The sequence below is a fragment of the Streptomyces sp. T028 genome (assembly GCF_048159505.1).
Lineage (GTDB): Bacteria > Actinomycetota > Actinomycetes > Streptomycetales > Streptomycetaceae > Streptomyces.
Window position 1 is genome coordinate 66,830 of sequence record NZ_JBLRVZ010000040.1, and the last position, 15,393, is coordinate 82,222.

11 protein-coding genes are annotated in these 15,393 nt (G+C 69.6%); all 11 read left to right on the forward strand.

Features of this window, described 5'->3' with window-relative positions; all coding sequences use genetic code 11:
* The first annotated feature begins 33 nt into the window (after positions 1–33).
* The 11 genes from ACLZN2_RS34850 (at position 34) to ACLZN2_RS34900 (ending at position 15,261) form a co-directional block, all read left to right on the forward strand.
* A complete protein-coding gene (locus ACLZN2_RS34850) occupies positions 34–630 on the forward strand; it encodes a VOC family protein (protein ID WP_416983453.1) in 597 nt (198 codons plus the stop codon).
* The gene (locus tag ACLZN2_RS34855) at positions 630–872 is read left to right on the forward strand and encodes a hypothetical protein (protein ID WP_416983455.1); all 243 of its coding nucleotides are present in this window, start codon (positions 630–632) and stop codon (positions 870–872) included. The genes ACLZN2_RS34850 and ACLZN2_RS34855 overlap by 1 nt, the downstream gene beginning before the upstream one ends.
* An 11-nt stretch (positions 873–883) precedes the next feature.
* Positions 884–2,455: an acyl-CoA carboxylase subunit beta gene (locus ACLZN2_RS34860; RefSeq protein WP_416983456.1), complete on the forward strand. Its 1,572-nt coding sequence runs from the start codon at positions 884–886 to the stop codon at positions 2,453–2,455.
* A 19-nt stretch (positions 2,456–2,474) separates the two neighbouring features.
* Entirely contained in the window at positions 2,475–2,669 is a 195-nt protein-coding gene (locus ACLZN2_RS34865; protein ID WP_416983457.1) for an acyl-CoA carboxylase subunit epsilon, read from the forward strand.
* A 1,476-nt stretch (positions 2,670–4,145) separates the two neighbouring features.
* Positions 4,146–5,156 carry a LacI family DNA-binding transcriptional regulator gene (locus ACLZN2_RS34870; RefSeq protein WP_416983458.1) on the forward strand — a complete coding sequence of 337 codons (1,011 nt, stop codon included), beginning with the start codon at positions 4,146–4,148 and terminating at the stop codon, positions 5,154–5,156.
* A gap of 191 nt (positions 5,157–5,347) precedes the next feature.
* Positions 5,348–7,930, forward strand: coding sequence for a beta-glucosidase family protein (locus ACLZN2_RS34875; protein WP_416983459.1), 2,583 nt, complete (start codon positions 5,348–5,350; stop codon positions 7,928–7,930).
* Between the two features lie 99 nt (positions 7,931–8,029).
* Positions 8,030–9,328, forward strand: a complete 1,299-nt coding sequence (locus tag ACLZN2_RS34880) for an extracellular solute-binding protein (RefSeq protein ID WP_416983460.1) — start codon at positions 8,030–8,032, stop codon at positions 9,326–9,328.
* Positions 9,329–9,365: 37 nt separating this feature from the next.
* Positions 9,366–10,340: a carbohydrate ABC transporter permease gene (locus tag ACLZN2_RS34885; protein ID WP_416983461.1), complete on the forward strand. Its 975-nt coding sequence runs from the start codon at positions 9,366–9,368 to the stop codon at positions 10,338–10,340.
* Positions 10,341–10,346: 6 nt separating this feature from the next.
* Positions 10,347–11,231 (forward strand): carbohydrate ABC transporter permease, encoded by an 885-nt coding sequence (locus ACLZN2_RS34890; protein WP_416983462.1) that lies wholly within the window; start codon positions 10,347–10,349, stop codon positions 11,229–11,231.
* Between the two features lie 119 nt (positions 11,232–11,350).
* The gene (locus ACLZN2_RS34895) at positions 11,351–12,991 is read left to right on the forward strand and encodes a glycoside hydrolase family 13 protein (RefSeq protein WP_416983463.1); all 1,641 of its coding nucleotides are present in this window, start codon (positions 11,351–11,353) and stop codon (positions 12,989–12,991) included.
* A gap of 143 nt (positions 12,992–13,134) precedes the next feature.
* Complete coding sequence (locus ACLZN2_RS34900; protein WP_416983464.1) at positions 13,135–15,261, forward strand: glycogen debranching N-terminal domain-containing protein; 2,127 nt, start codon at positions 13,135–13,137, stop codon at positions 15,259–15,261.
* The last annotated feature ends 132 nt before the right edge of the window (positions 15,262–15,393 follow it).

Genomic DNA, 15,393 nt, shown 5'->3' on the forward strand with positions numbered 1-15,393 from the left:
AGCCCCACCCGTACGCCAGGAAAGGAAACGAGCATGGAACCCACTGGCAGCCCCACTCCGCACGACCGGCTCTCGCTCCAGGGAGTCGACCACCTAGCCCACGTCACCTGGGACCCCGAGGCCACCGTGGCCTTCTACCGCGACGCCCTCGGCCTGCCGCTCGTCCACGCCGTCACGGGAACCGGCTGGCTGTCGGAGGACTTCCCGGACTTCGTCCACTTCTTCTTCGCCCTGGGCAAGGGCAACCACCTGGCCTTCTTCTACTACTTCGACCTCCCCCAGGACCAGGCCCCCGACGACCTCATGCACGTGTCTCGGCACATAGCCCTCCACGTCGACACCGAGGAAGAACTCCTGGCCTGGCGCGCCAAGCTGAAGGCCGCCGGAATCCGGGTCACCCCTCCGCTGGCCCACGAAATGATCGAATCCATCTACTTCGACGACCCCAACGGCATCCAGCTCGAAATCACCCGCCCGCTACGGGAGTTCGGGGACATCGACGCCCGCGACGCCGAGCTGACCGTGGCCGCGCTGACCGACGTGGTCCGCAAGGGCGATCCGTCCCTCAAGGCCACCTGGCAGCGCAAGGCCGAACTGATCGCGGCACGATACGAGAGGGACAACATCTGATGGCCACCCTGTACGTCCTCGACGTCCCGGAGTTCCGCACCCTGCTGGACGCGGTGACGAGCGATTCCGCGACGACGGACACCGTCGGCGACTACGTGCGCGTCGCCACCGCCGAGGGACCGCTCGTCCTGGAGCGCGACCGGATCGGCGCCCGCGACGCCGTCTGGTTCTCCGCGCTCACCGGCGGCTACAGCGGAACCATGGCCAGGTTCGACGAGTCAGTGCTCCGGCTGGAAGATTGAGACCGGCCGGCATGACTCCCCAGCCGGTGGTACACGACGCGCGCGGACGGGTCGCCGAACTGTACGAGATCCGTGCGCAGGCACTGGCCGGTCCCGGCGAGAAGGCGACGGCGGCGCAGCACGCCAAGGGCAAGCTGACGGCCCGGGAGCGGATCGAGCTGCTGCTGGAGCCGGGTTCCTTCCAGGAGGTCGAGCAGCTGCGCCGGCACCGGGCGACCGGCTTCGGCCTGGAGGCCAAGAAGCCGTACACCGACGGTGTCATCACCGGCTGGGGCACGGTGGAGGGCCGTACGGTCTTCGTCTACGCCCATGACTTCCGTATCTTCGGCGGCGCGCTGGGCGAGGCCCACGCCACGAAGATCCACAAGATCATGGACATGGCCATCGCGGCGGGTGCTCCGCTGGTCTCCCTGAACGACGGCGCGGGCGCCCGTATCCAGGAAGGCGTCTCGGCGCTGGCCGGCTACGGCGGCATCTTCCAGCGCAACACCAAGGCGAGCGGGGTCATCCCGCAGATCTCGGTGATGCTCGGCCCGTGCGCGGGCGGCGCGGCCTACAGCCCCGCCCTGACGGACTTCGTCTTCATGGTCCGCGAGACGTCGCAGATGTTCATCACCGGCCCGGACGTGGTCAAGGCGGTGACGGGTGAGGAGATCACCCAGAACGGCCTGGGCGGCGCGGACGTGCACGCCGAGACCTCCGGTGTGTGCCACTTCGCGTACGACGACGAGGAGACGTGCATCGCCGAGGTGCGCTACCTGTTGTCGCTGCTCCCGCAGAACAACCGCGAGACCCCACCCCGGGTGCAGTCCACGGACGCCGCCGACCGCCGGTCGGACGTCCTGCTGGACCTCGTTCCGGCCGACGGCAACCGCCCGTACGACATGGCCAAGGTGATCGAGGAGATCGTCGACGACGGCGAGTACCTGGAGGTCCACGAGCGCTGGGCGCGCAACATCATCTGCGCGCTGGCCCGGCTGGACGGCCAGGTCGTCGGCGTCGTCGCCAACCAGCCGCAGTCCCTCGCAGGGGTGCTGGACATCGAGGCATCCGAGAAGGCGGCCCGCTTCGTCCAGATGTGCGACGCCTTCAACATCCCGATCGTCACCCTTCTGGACGTACCCGGCTTCCTGCCCGGCGTGGACCAGGAGCACGGTGGGATCATCCGACACGGAGCCAAGCTCCTCTACGCCTACTGCAACGCGACCGTGCCGAGGATCTCGCTGATCCTGCGCAAGGCGTACGGAGGTGCCTACATCGTCATGGACAGCCAGTCCATCGGCGCCGACCTCACCTACGCCTGGCCGACCAACGAGATCGCCGTGATGGGCGCCGAGGGCGCCGCCAACGTCATCTTCCGCCGCCAGATCGCCGAGGCCGAGGACCCCGAGGCGATGCGCCAGAAGATGGTCAAGGAGTACAAGGCCGAGCTGATGCACCCCTACTACGCCGCCGAACGCGGCCTGGTGGGCGACGTGATCGACCCGGCGCAGACCCGTGAGGTTCTCATCCGCTCGCTGGCGATGCTCCAGACCAAGCACGCCGACCTGCCGTCCCGTAAGCACGGCAACCCCCCGCAGTGATACACGAAGGGACTCAGCCATGAGCGCCCCCACCTTGCGCGTCGAGAAAGGCCATGCCGAGCCCGAGGAGGTCGCGGCCATCACCGCGATCCTCCTCGCCCGCGCGGCTGCTCGACCCACCTCCGCTCCGATCGGTCCCAGCCATGGCAAGGCCAGATGGCGTCGCTGGGAGCGGCAGCACGGCTTCCCTGCTCCGCACAGTTGGCGGCACTGAGCTGTGAGCACTGGCCGATGGCAGGTACGGCGGCCCCAGAGGTCACGTCCCGCCGAGGACGCCATTCGGCAACCGCAAGCTCCGCTACCGCGGCACCACGCCAACGACGCTTGGCTCCACGCCCGAGCCGGACAACTTCTCCCCGCACCTGACCACGAAGAAGGACACCCGCCTCGGTCGGTCCGGACCCCAGGCCGCGTCCGCCAGCGCGCCATCGGGTAACGAGCGAGCCGAGATGGGGAGCGGGTATGTACCGGCTGGCGACCCACGGGGTGACGGCGTCCGGGCCGGCGCCGATCACGGGGGGCGGTCCAGAAACCGCCTGCCTGCCGCGCGGCCTCCACCTCGCGGCGGAAGCGAGCACGAAAGTGCTCGTCGGCGATGTACGGCCGTACGACCTTCACCTCGGCATCTGGATCGGTTGCGGTTGGAGCCGCCACTCTTGTCGGAGACCTACGAGAGCGACGGACCACGGATGGCGCTGCCGCCATGAGCCAAAGGGCCAGCCGTCCTCGTCGGAATCTGAGCGGGACTGCACCCCCGCTGCACAGCTGTCCACCGCTTGTCCACCGGAGACCCCTGTTACGAGGCGGAGCCAGCCGCTCCGAAAAACAAAAGGCCAGTTCAGAGGCTTAGATCTGGGTTCTCGTCACAGAAACCAAACCTCTGACCTACGCATTACGATGCACAGACCACAAGTGTCCGACCTGCCCGAATTCCAAGGTCAACGAAAACAAGAAACCCCAGGTCAAAGGCCTGACCTGGGGTCCACCATGGAGCCGCCTTCGGGATTCGAACCCGAGACCTACGCATTACGAGGGCTCGCGGGGTCGTGATGGCCGGTGCCGCATGATCACACCGAATACCGTTTTCCCTGATCAGCGACTTGCGGGCCGGTCCGTGCCTGCTGCTGAATCCATATGTTGCCTCGCCGTCCGCTCACGCATCGCTCACGCATCGCAAATGAGTGACCAGCACTTTCCCGAGACGCTGCAGTCGGCGTCATGGCCCCACAGCGAGGGGAACCTATCGTCACGCTTGAGTCGGTGGCTTCGTAGGTGAGACTCACTGATAAAGCCACTCGGAGTCGTTGATGAGTTCCAAGACCAGTTCAGCGGCTGGGTGGCCCATGCCGGAGGAGGCTGGGTGACGGTGGCCAGGTTGAGCCATGCGGCTGTCAGCTGATCATGGAATCCGAGGATGGAGATGCGCTGGGCACCTCGATCTGCATGGTGCGCAGGGTGGACAGGGTAGGCAGGCCATTCGCCCTGCTCGGTACAGAGGGCACGAAAATCCCGCGAATGAGTTTGTTCCGGTGTGTTGACCGGTTGGGCCTCACGGTGCTTCACTGCCGGAACCGGTTCCGAAACCGGTTCCGGAATCCCTCCCGGTACCGGTTTCACAGGTCTCTGTACGATCGGTTCCTTCGGTGCGGGACAAACATTGCCCGCAGCGACACGGAGAAAGGGAGGTGGCGTGGCCATCACCATCGCTGACGTGGCCTCGCGGGCCGGCGTCAGCAAGACGACGGTCTCGCGGGTGCTGAACGGCAAGGGCGAGATCCAGGAGGCCACGGTCCTGAGGGTCCGCGAGGCGATCTCGGAGCTCGGCTACGTGCCGAGTGCCGGGGCGGTCGGGCTCGCGCGTGGCAGTACTCAGGTGATCGGCATGCTGGTTCCGGAGATGAGCTGGGCGTGGACCGGGACGGTCGTGCAGGCGGTGCTCGACACGCTGGAGCGTGAGGGCTTCGGTATGCGGCTGCTGACCGGCAACCGCGGCGAGGAGTCACTGCGTCGGGTGGGTGTGCAGGTCGCGGCCAAGTCCTTCGACGGGCTGCTGGTGATCGAGCCTGAGGGAACCCTCGGGTACATCGCGGAGTTGCACGCGTCAGGGCTGCCGGTGGTACTGATCGACGATCGCGGTCACCGGCCGGGTTTCCCTTATGTGGAGACCACGAACCGGGAGGGGGGTGAGCAGGCGGCGCGCCACCTTCTGGAGATCGGGCGTCGTCGCCCGCTGATCGTGACCGGTCCGGAGGGCTACGGCTGTACGCAGGAGCGGCTGGCGGGCTTCGTCGATGCCTTTGCCGAGGCCGGGATCGCAGTCGACGGGCGTGGCATCTTCAGTGGTGGGTTCCTGTTCGAGGGCGGGCGGGCCGCGGTGAGGCGGGCGCTGGCGGACGGCGTGGCCTTCGACGCGGTCTTCGCGCACAACGACGCCTCCGCGGCCGGGGTCGTGGTCGGGCTGCGGGAGGCCGGGCTGGAGATTCCTCGGGATGTCGCGGTGGTCGGCTTCGACGACGTCGAGCTGGCGTCCTACACCTACCCGGCGTTGACCACGATCCGTCAGCCGATGCGGGAGATGGGCGAGTCGGCGGTGCGCATGCTGCTGGAGCATGTGCGCGGCTCGCCTCAGGCCGCCGCCTCGTGTTCCCTTGCCACTTCTCTTGTGGTGCGGGGGTCGACCGTCCAGCCGACTCCGAGCTGATCCGACTTCTTACAGATACGCGAGGCACGGGTGCCTCGCGGTGGAGAGGGTGCGCGGTGTGCTGCCGCCGAGTACCGCACCGCGCCTGCCTTCTTGAATGTTCCGCCGACTTTTCTCGGCCTTCCTCTTCGTCGCACATGGGCTGATTTGGCATGCCCGCTTGCGGTGAGGAGAGGCTTGGAAGGATCTTCATGTCCTGTGTTCCCTGGCCCGTCGACGCCGAGCTTCGCCGTCGCGTCGCCGCTCTGGATCTTCCGTCGAAGGTGCGGTTGCTGACGGGTGAGACCGTGTGGCGGCTGCCTGCCGAGCCCCGGCTGGGGCTGCTGCCGGTGACGACGTCGGACGGTCCACAGGGTGTGCGGGGCACCGGAGACGACCCCGAAGCCACCGGGCGACTGGCCCCGGCGCCCAGTGCGCTGGGCGCGACCTGGGACAAGGCGCTCGCACAGCGGCTGGGTGGTCTGTTCGCGAACGAGGCGCACCGCAAGGGTGTGGACGTGTTGCTGGCGCCGGAGGTGAACCTGCAGCGCACCCCTGTCGCGGGACGGCATTTCGAGTACTTCTCGGAGGATCCGCTGCTCACGGGCACGTTGGCCGGCGCCGTGGTCCGTGGTCTGCAGGAGCGGGGTGTGGGCGCCTGTCTGAAGCATTTCGTGGCCAATGATTCGGAGACCGACCGCACCCGGTACCGCTCCCGGCTGGACGAGCGCACGCTGCGTGAGGTGTATCTGGCCCCGTTCGAGCAGGTTCTCGCGGAGGCCGCGCCGTGGAGTGTGATGGCCGCGTACTCGGGGGTCGACGACGGGGTGGAGGCGGCGCCGATGACCGAGCACAGCCGGCTGCTGCGCGAGGTGCTGAAGGGCGAGTGGGGTTTCGACGGGCCCGTGATCAGCGACTGGGCCGCTACCAATTCCACTGTGGCGTCGGCGGCCGGCGGCCTGGATCTGGTGATGCCGGGGCCGGAGGGCCCGTGGGGCGAGGCCCTGGTTGCCGCGGTCCGCGCGGGCCAGGTGTCGCAGGAGCTCATCGACGACAAGGTGCTCCGGCTGCTGCGTCTGGCCCGCCGTACCGGTCGGCTCGCCGAGCTGGAGGCACACGCGGAGGAGACATCCGCAGGAATGTCCGGTTCCTGGGTGTCTGTCGCGCCGGCGGAAGAGGAGTTCGCGCTGCTGCGGGAGGTCGCCGCCCGGGCCACCGTGGTGCTGCGGGACGAGCCGAAGCTGCTGCCCCTGGCGGCGGACGGCCTTGGCAGCGTCGCGCTGATCGGCCCGAACGCGGTGGCGCCCTACCTCCAGGGCGGCGGCAGCGCGTTCGTGCCCGCTGTGCGCACGGTGTCCTTCGAGGAGGGGCTGCGTGCCGCGCTGCCGTCACAGGTGCGGCTGACGGTGCACCGGGGTGGGGACTCCCGGCGCCGCCCGCCCTTCGTCCCGGACACGATGCTCACCGCGGCCGGGGAGGACGACCGTTCCGGCACGCCGGGGGTACGGGCGGATCATGTCGGCGCCGACGGAACGATCCTGCGCAGCACGGTCCGGACGAGCGGGGACTGGACGTCGTACGACGATTTCTGCGCGGCCACGCGCCGCGTCGTCCTGCACACCGTGCTGACGCTGTCCGAACCGGGGGTACACCGGCTGGAGTTCGGGTGCGCCGGCCGCTTCACGATCGCGGTCGACGGCGAGGAGGTCCTGTCCGGCAACGACGACCGGGGAGTCGAGCACATCCTCGACTCCACCCACCACCACCCCGCGCTGCAGGGCATCGACGTGGAGGTGGGGCCCGAGCCGCGTCGGCTGTCCGTCCGGATCGACCTGGGCGTGATCGAGGCCGGCGGTTACGGCCGCTTCGTCACCGCCCAACTGCGTCACGCTCCGCCCGGGCCGACGCCGTACGAGGAGATCGCCGAGGCGGCCGCCGCGGCTGAGGCGGCCGATGTGGCCGTGGTCGTGGTGGGCACCAACGAGGAGATCGAGTCCGAGGGCTGGGACCGCACCGGGCTGGATCTGCCGGCCCCGCAGGACGAGCTGGTGCGCAAGGTGCTGGCCGCCAACCCGCGCACGATCGTGGTGGTCAACGCGGGCGCGCCGGTGCTGCTGCCCTGGGCGTCGGAGGCGCCGGTCCTGCTGTGGGCGTGGCTGCCGGGCCAGGAGGCCGGGCATGCGCTGGCCGACGTCCTGTTCGGGCGCACCGAGCCGTCCGGCCGTCTGCCGTGGACGCTGCCCGCCCGTGCGGAGGACGTTCCGGTGCCCCATGCCCTTCCCCGGGACGGGATCGTGGCCTACGACGAGGGCGTCCACGTCGGCCATCGCTCCTGGGACCGCCAGGGCCTTGACCCCGCCTTCCCGTTCGGGCACGGCCTGGGCTGGACCTCATGGGACTACGAGTCCGTGTCCCTCCCCGAACCGTCCGTCTCCGCCGCAGCCCTGACCTGCCCCGCAGGCGGAGACGGACTCCAGCTGACCGTGGAGGTGACCAACACCGGCCCACGGGAGGGCCGGGAGGTCGTCCAGGTCTACCTGGAGCCGCCCCAGGACGGCCTTGACCGGCCCGTCCGCCTGCTCGCCGGTTTCACCACCGCGCGGGCCGAGGCAGGCGCCCGGACCACCGCCCAGGTGCACGTGCCCAGCCGCGTCTTCCAGGTCTGGGACACCCGGAAGCGCGCCTGGCACACGCCGCCCGGCCGCTACCGGCTACGTGTCGGCCGCTCCAGCCGCGATCTGCGCCTGGGCGTCGAGGTGATCGCGGACGGCGACCGCCTCATCCCGGCCGGCTGACCCCTCCTACCCCGTCCTTCCCCCCTCTCGCATGCCGTTCCACCCGGGCCGGCCCTAGCCGCCATCTGCAGGACAGTTCAACCGCAAAGGAGCCGCACGATGCGTACCACCTCCCGTACCACCGCCAGAACCGTGCAAGCCGTGTGCGTCACCATCACCGCCGCCTTGCTGGCCACCGCCTGCGGCCGGTCCGCCGACTCCGAGCCCGGCACCGACGCCCCGGCGACGCTCGGCACCGGGAAGGCCAAGGGCAAGCTGGTCATGTGGTCGATGGGCGACCCCGACAAGGCCCTCAAGAGCCTGGCCGCGACGTTCGAGCAGCAGAACCCGGACGTGAAGATCCAGATCACCGCCGTGCCGTGGGACGCCGCCCACGAGAAGCTGACCACCGCGATCGCAGGCGGCAACACCCCCGACCTGTCGCTGATCGGCTCCACCTGGATGGCCGAGATGGCTTCCATGAACGGCTTCCAGGCGACCCCCGCCTCGTTCGAGTCGTCCGCGTTCTTCCCCGGCCAGTGGGACACGACGAAGTACAAGAACACCGCCTACGGGGTGCCGTTCATCGCCGACACCTCGGTGATCTACTACCGGACCGACATCACCACCAAGGCCGGCATCAAAGGCGCACCGGCCGACGACTGGGACGGCTACCTGAAGGACCTGAAGGCCGTCCAGGCCACAGCGGGCAAGCAGAACCCCAAGCTGCGCAATGCCACCGGCCTGCTGATGGGCTTCAACTCCTGGCTGTTCTGGCTGCCGATGGTGTGGCAGCAGGGCGGCGACATCTACGACCCCCAGACCAAGAAGTTCACCTTCGACTCCCCCGCGGTGACCAAGGCCCTGCAGTACTACGGCACCATCTTCAAGGACGGCCTGGCGCCGACCGACAAGACCGACCAGAACCAGGGCTTCCAGGACGGACTGCTCGGCACCCTGCAGCAGGGCGCCAGCACCGGTGGCAACCTCCACCTCAACGCCCCGGCCCTCGACAGCAAGTGGCAGACCATGCCGCTGCCCAAGGGCACGCAGTCGGCCGGTCTGGCCGGCGGCAGTGACCTGGCCGTCTTCAAGGACGCCAAGAACTCCGACGCGGCCTGGAAGTTCGTCAAGTTCCTCACCGAGCCGAAGAACCTCGCCACGTACGCGGACGCCACCGGCAACCTGCCCGCGGCCGTACAGTCCTGGTCGCAGGGGAAGCTGAACCAGGACCCCAAGATGGCCGCCTTCCAGGCCCAGCTGAAGGTCACCAAGGCGCCCCCGGCGATCACCACCTGGCAGCAGATCGCCGACGTCATCGACTCCCAGCTGGAGCAGCTCGCCTACGGCAGGACCACCGTCGCCAAGGTGCAACAGACGCTGCAGTCCAAGGCCACCAGCATCGGCACCGGCCGCTGACGGCCGCGGCATCCCCCCGCACGGACGGATGACCATCATGCCCACGAACACCCTTGCCGGGCAGGAAACCCACGAACACCCCGCCACCGGCCCCGCATCGACAGCCCGCGGCCGCATCCGGGGACTCGGACGAACCCCGCACGGCCGCCAGGCCCGCGCGGCGTGGATCCTCGCCGCCCCGTTCCTCGCCCTGTTCCTCGCCTTCATGCTGCTGCCGGTCGTCTGGTCCCTGCTGATGAGCCTGACCGACACCCAAAGCGCCGACCTGCGCACCCCGCTGAACGTGTCGTTCATCGGCTTCGACAACTACGTCCGGCTCTTCGAGGACGAGCAGTTCCGTCACGCCCTGCGCAACACCGCCGTCTTCGTCCTGGTCGGCCTGCCCCTCACCCTGGCGGCCGGCCTGGCGGCCGCGGTCGTCCTCAACCACGGCATCCGCCGCTTCCGCGCCGTCTTCCGGGTCGGCTTCTACCTCCCGGTGATCACCAGCGTCGTCGCCGTCGCCGTCGTGTGGAAGACCCTCCTCGAACCACGGGCCGGTCTGGTCAACACCGTCCTCGCCTGGTTCGGGATCGACGGCCCCGCCTGGCTGGCCGACACCCGCTTCGCCCTGCCCGTCATGATCCTCATGGCGGTATGGCGCAACCTCGGCACCGTCATGATCATCATGTTGGCCGGGCTGCAGTCGGTGCCCCAGTCCCTGATGGAGGCGGCCGAACTCGACGGCGCCGGCGCCTGGCAGCGGTTCTGGCGCGTCACCTTTCCGCTGCTGCGCCCGGCCCTGCTGCTGACCGCGGTGACCACCGGCATCGGCTACCTGCAGTTCTTCGACGAGCCGTTCGTCATGACCGACGGCGGCCCGCTGGACTCCACCCTGTCCGCCACGATGTACGCCTACAAACAGTTCGGCAACGGCAACTACGACGTCGCCTCGGCCGCCGGCTACGTCGTCTTCGTCCTGATCATCGCTCTCACCGTGCTGCAGTTCCGCGTGCTGCGCGACAAGGACTGATGCCCCATGACCACCCTCACCACCGCCCCCACGCCGCCGCACGCCGACCAGGCACAGCGCCGCCGGCGCATCCGCCAGGAATGGGGCCATCCCTGGCTCTACCTGCCGCTCACCGGCCTCCTGCTGCTCATGATCGCCCCGTTCGCGTGGATGCTGTCCGGAGCGTTCAAACCCGAGGCGGACATCCGCAAGGTCCCACCCGTCCTCATCCCCACCAGCCCCACGCTCGCGAACTACCGTGAGCTGTTCAGCAACCTCGACTTCACGAGCATGTTCGCCAACTCCCTGATCGTGGCCACGGCCGTCACCGCCGGGAACCTGCTGTTCTGCTCGATGCTCGGCTACGCCCTGGCCAAACTGGAGTTCCGTGGGCGGCGCGCCGTGTTCACCCTCGTCATCGCCACCCTGATGGTGCCGGGCCTGGTCACCTTCGTCCCGCTGTACGTGCTGGTGGCCAACCTGAAACTGACCGGCTCCCTGCTCGGGCTGATCCTGCCGTTCCTGGCCACCCCCTTTGGGGTGTTCCTGATGCGGCAGTTCATCTCCGGCCTGCCCGACGAACTCATCGACGCCGCCCGCGTCGACGGCTGCCGCGAACTGGCCATCTACTGGAAGATCATCCTGCCGCTGACCCGACCGGCCCTGGCCACCCTGGGGATCATCACTTTCCTCGGTTCCTGGAACAACTTCCTGTGGCCTCTGGTCGTCGCCCAGAACGAAAGCCAGTACACCCTCCCCGTCGGCCTCGCCCTCGCCAGCGGCGGACAGGACTTCACCCGCTTCGGCGTCCTCCTCGCCGGAAGTGTCGTCGTCCTGCTCCCCGTGATGATCGTCTTCCTGCTCTTCCAGCGCCACTTCGTCGCCGGCATCGCCACCACCGGCCTGAAGTGACCCCACGCACGTCACGCCCGTGCTCTCCGGCCCCGCCGGCCTGAGCACGGACGCGGCCAGGCAGCTGCTCCTTCCGGCCCGGCCCTCACCATGCCCCCTTGAAAGGACGCTTCAGCACCATGCCTTCCTCCACGCCCTGGTGGCGCTCCGCCGTCATCTACCAGGTCTACATCCGCAGCTTCGCCGACGGCGACGGCGACGGCGTCGGCGACATCGCTGGCCTGCGCTCCCGCCTGCCGTACCTGAAGTCGCTTGGCGTGGACGCCCTGTGGATCAATCCCTGGTACAAGTCCCCGATGGCCGACGGCGGCTACGACGTGGCCGACTTCCGCGCCATCGACCCGCTGTTCGGCACAGTCGCCGACGCCGAGCACCTCATCGCCGAAGCCCACCAACATGGGATCCGGATCATCCCCGACATCGTCCCGAACCACACCTCCGATGAGCACGCCTGGTTCCAGGCGGCACTGGACGCGGGTCCCGGCAGCCCGGAGCGCGACCGCTACGTCTTCCGGCCCGGGCGCGGCCCCGACGGCACCCAGCCGCCCAACAACTGGGTCTCCTGCTTCGGTGGCCCGGCCTGGACCCGTCTGCCCGACGGCGAGTGGTACCTGCACCTGTACGCCCCCGAACAGCCCGACCTCAACTGGCAGCATCCCGACGTCCACGCCGAGTTCGAGTCCATCCTGCGCTTCTGGTTCGACCGGGGCGTCGACGGGTTCCGCATCGACGTCGCCCACGGACTCGCCAAGGACCCCGAACTGCCCGACCTGCCACTCCGCCCCGACACGGCAGACGGGCAGCCCCTCCATCACGTCGAGCACCCGCACTGGGACCGCGACGAGGTCCACGACATCTACCGCACCTGGCGCCAGGTCGCCGACGAGTTCCCCGGTGAGAGGGCCTTCGTCGCCGAAGCCTGGGCCGACACCCCCGAACGCCTCGCCGCCTACGTCCGCCCCGGCGGCCTGCACACCGCGTTCAACTTCGACTTTCTCATGGCCAGCTGGGATCCCAAGGACCTCCGCACGGTCATCGACGACTCCCTCGCCATGCTCAGCGGCGTCGGCGCACCGGCCACCTGGGTGCTCTCCAACCACGACGTCATGCGCCACACCAGCCGCTACGCTCGCAAGACCGTCGCACGCTGGGTCCCCAACGAGCGCTACCAGCCCCAGGGCCCCGTCGACCTCGAGTTGGGCACCCGTCGGGCCCGCGCCGCCGCCCTGCTGATGCTCGCTCTGCCCGGCGGCGCGTACATCTACCAGGGCGACGAACTCGGCCTCCCCGAAGTCGAGGACCTCCCCGTGGACGTCCTTGAGGACCCCATCTGGGAACGCTCCGGCCACACCGACCGCGGCCGCGACGGCTGCCGCGTACCGATCCCCTGGTCCGGCCAGGCGGAGCCGTTCGGCTTCAGCCCCGAGGACGCCTACGCCGGGCCCTGGCTGCCCCAGCCCGCCAACTGGCGTGAGCGCAGCGCGGAGGTACAGACCGGCGACACGACCTCGATGCTGGAGCTGTACCGCACCGCCCTCCGCCTGCGCCGCGACCACCCCGCCCTCGGCGACGGCACCATGACCTGGCAAGACGCCCCCGCAGGAGTCCTCGTCTTCCGCCGCGAACCCGGCTTCCTCTGCGTCGTCAACCTCTCGGATGAGGCGTACCAGTTGCCCGACCACACCGCGATCCTGCTGGCCAGCGGCCCGGTCGCGGACGGACGGGTGGAACCCGACCGCGCGGTCTGGCTCAAGGTGTAGCAGCCCGTCACTGGGGCCACGGCCCCGCTCGATCCGCCAGGGCCTGTCCGGTGTCACTCCCCGCCGATCGGACAGGCCCTGGCCCCACCCTCGGCACGGCGGGGCGCCATGCAGCCAGTACCACCGCGAGAGGCTCCGCTCCTTTGGACATCACCACCACGCCCCAGACCTCCGACGCCGTAGCCGTGACGCCCGGCCCAGTCGTGCAGGGCCTGCAGCCCTTCACGCACGACGCCGTCGTCTCGGTGTGCGCACCGAGCCTCGTGGTCTCACACCCCGACGGGCAGCTGGACGGTGGGGCGGACGGCTTCTACCACGGTGACACCAGGGCGCTGGCCCGGCTGACCGTGGCCGTGGAGTCAAGCACCCTCGCTCCGGTCTCGGGCGGGCTGGAGGGGGCCGACCAGGCGGGCTTCCGGGCGGTCGTACGGGGCCTGGGCGAGGTGACGGCGGATCCGGTGGTCGCCTTGTACCGGCGCCGTACCGTCTCCTCCGGCCGCCTGGAGGAGACCTTCGAGATCAGCAACCACGGCACACGACACGTCCGCTTCCGGCTCACCGTGCGAGCATCCACCGACCTCGCCCCGATCGAGCAGGTGAAGTCCGGCCGCCTCCTGGCGGACGTACCGGCCGAAGCGCAGGCCGAGGCGGGTGCGCTGGGCTGGTCTCGCGGCGGGTTCGCCGTCCGCCTGCTCAGCACCCCAGCACCGGATGAACTGGACGCGCCAGCCGGGCAGCTGTCGTACGAGATCCACCTGGCACCCGGCCAGTCATGGAGCGCGCGCCTGTCCGCCACGGCCGCGCACGACGACGGCGACCACTTCCCGGACGCGCCGGCGAATCAGGTGCCCTGGAGCACTCCGGTACTGCGCAGTGCGGACCGGCGCTTCGACCGATGGCTGGCCCAGTCGGTCGCCGACCTGGAGCGGCTGCGCCTGACGGACCCGCAGTCACCGCAGACGGGCCGACCGGACCAGTTCCTGGCCGCCGGCGCCCCCTGGTACCTGACCCTCTTCGGCCGCGACGCGATCTGGGCCGCCCGCATGCTCCTCCCGCTCGGCACCGACCTCGCCGCCGGCACCCTGCGCACCCTCGCCCGCCGCCAGGGCACCGTCACCAACCCGACCGCGGAGGAACAGCCAGGCAAGATCCTTCACGAAGCGCGTCGCGGTGCCCTGCAGATCGCGGACCGGCTCACACTCCCACCCATCTACTACGGCACGGTCGACGCCACCCCCCTGTGGATCACCCTCCTCCACGACGCCTGGCGCTGGGGCCTGGACGCCCAGGAAGTCGAACAACTGCTCCCGCACGCCGAATCGGCACTCGCCTGGATGCGCGACCAGACGGACGCCGACAGCAACGGCTTCCTCACGTACGTCGACCACACCGGCCGCGGCCTGGCCAACCAGGGCTGGAAGGACTCCGACGACGCCATCCGCCACCGCGACGGACACCCCGCCGCGGCGCCGATCGCGCTGTGCGAAGTCCAGGCGTACGCCTATGAGGCCGCGCTCGGCGGGGCGGCATTGCTGCGCGCGTTCAGCCGGCCGGGGGCCGATGAGTGGGAGGCATGGGCCGAGCGGCTCGCGGACCGCTTCCGCGACCGCTTCTGGGTGACGGACGAACGCGGTCCCTATCCGGCCGTCGCGCTCGACGGCGACGGCCGGCCGGTCGAGTCGGTCACCTCCGGCTTCGGCCACCTCCTCGGCACCGGCCTGCTCAAGGCCGAGGAGAGCGCACTGCTCGCGGCCCGCATCGCCGGACCCGACCTCGACGCAGGCCACGGCCTGCGCACCCTGAGCAGCGACGCGGTGGGCTTCAATCCCTACGGCTATCACGTCGGCTCGATCTGGCCGCACGACACGGCGATCGCCGTACACAGCCTGGTCAAGGCCGGATTCCCGGACGCCGCCGCCTCGCTGGCAGCCGGCTTGCTGACCGCGTCGACGGCCTTCGACGCCCGCCTCCCCGAACTCTTCGCCGGCCACGGCAGCCAGCAGAGCCCGTACCCCGCCCCCTACCCGGCGTCCTGCCGACCACAGGCATGGGCGGCTGCCTCAGCAATTTCGGTACTCCAAGCAGCCCTGGGCCTGAACGCAGACGTCCCCCGCGGCACGGTCACCATCGCGCCCAACTTCGCCTCGACGTACGCACCGCTCACGGTGAAGGGCCTCCAAGTCGGCGGAGGCCAACTGGACGTCAAAGTCACGGCGGACGGAACGGTGGACATTGCCGTTCCGGAAGGGCTGACCGCAGTTACACCCTGATGCCGCGCCACCAGGCCACCTCAGCGCCCAACCACGCTGCGAAACGGCGATAAGACCAGGGACAGGTCGGCGGGGTCGAGCGGCGGGCCTTCGAGGAAACGGCGAACGGCCGGACGGCTGCGGAGCGGGCTT

What these genes read in the sequence shown, in the direction of transcription:
- ACLZN2_RS34850 (WP_416983453.1), top strand. Translation starts at nt 34, where the DNA reads ATGGAACCCACTGGCAGCCCCACTCCGCACGACCGGCTCTCGCTCCAG.
- ACLZN2_RS34855 (WP_416983455.1), top strand. Translation starts at nt 630, where the DNA reads ATGGCCACCCTGTACGTCCTCGACGTCCCGGAGTTCCGCACCCTGCTG.
- ACLZN2_RS34860 (WP_416983456.1), top strand. Translation starts at nt 884, where the DNA reads ATGACTCCCCAGCCGGTGGTACACGACGCGCGCGGACGGGTCGCCGAA.
- ACLZN2_RS34865 (WP_416983457.1), top strand. Translation starts at nt 2,475, where the DNA reads ATGAGCGCCCCCACCTTGCGCGTCGAGAAAGGCCATGCCGAGCCCGAG.
- ACLZN2_RS34875 (WP_416983459.1), top strand. Translation starts at nt 5,348, where the DNA reads ATGTCCTGTGTTCCCTGGCCCGTCGACGCCGAGCTTCGCCGTCGCGTC.
- ACLZN2_RS34880 (WP_416983460.1), top strand. Translation starts at nt 8,030, where the DNA reads ATGCGTACCACCTCCCGTACCACCGCCAGAACCGTGCAAGCCGTGTGC.
- ACLZN2_RS34885 (WP_416983461.1), top strand. Translation starts at nt 9,366, where the DNA reads ATGCCCACGAACACCCTTGCCGGGCAGGAAACCCACGAACACCCCGCC.
- ACLZN2_RS34890 (WP_416983462.1), top strand. Translation starts at nt 10,347, where the DNA reads ATGACCACCCTCACCACCGCCCCCACGCCGCCGCACGCCGACCAGGCA.
- ACLZN2_RS34895 (WP_416983463.1), top strand. Translation starts at nt 11,351, where the DNA reads ATGCCTTCCTCCACGCCCTGGTGGCGCTCCGCCGTCATCTACCAGGTC.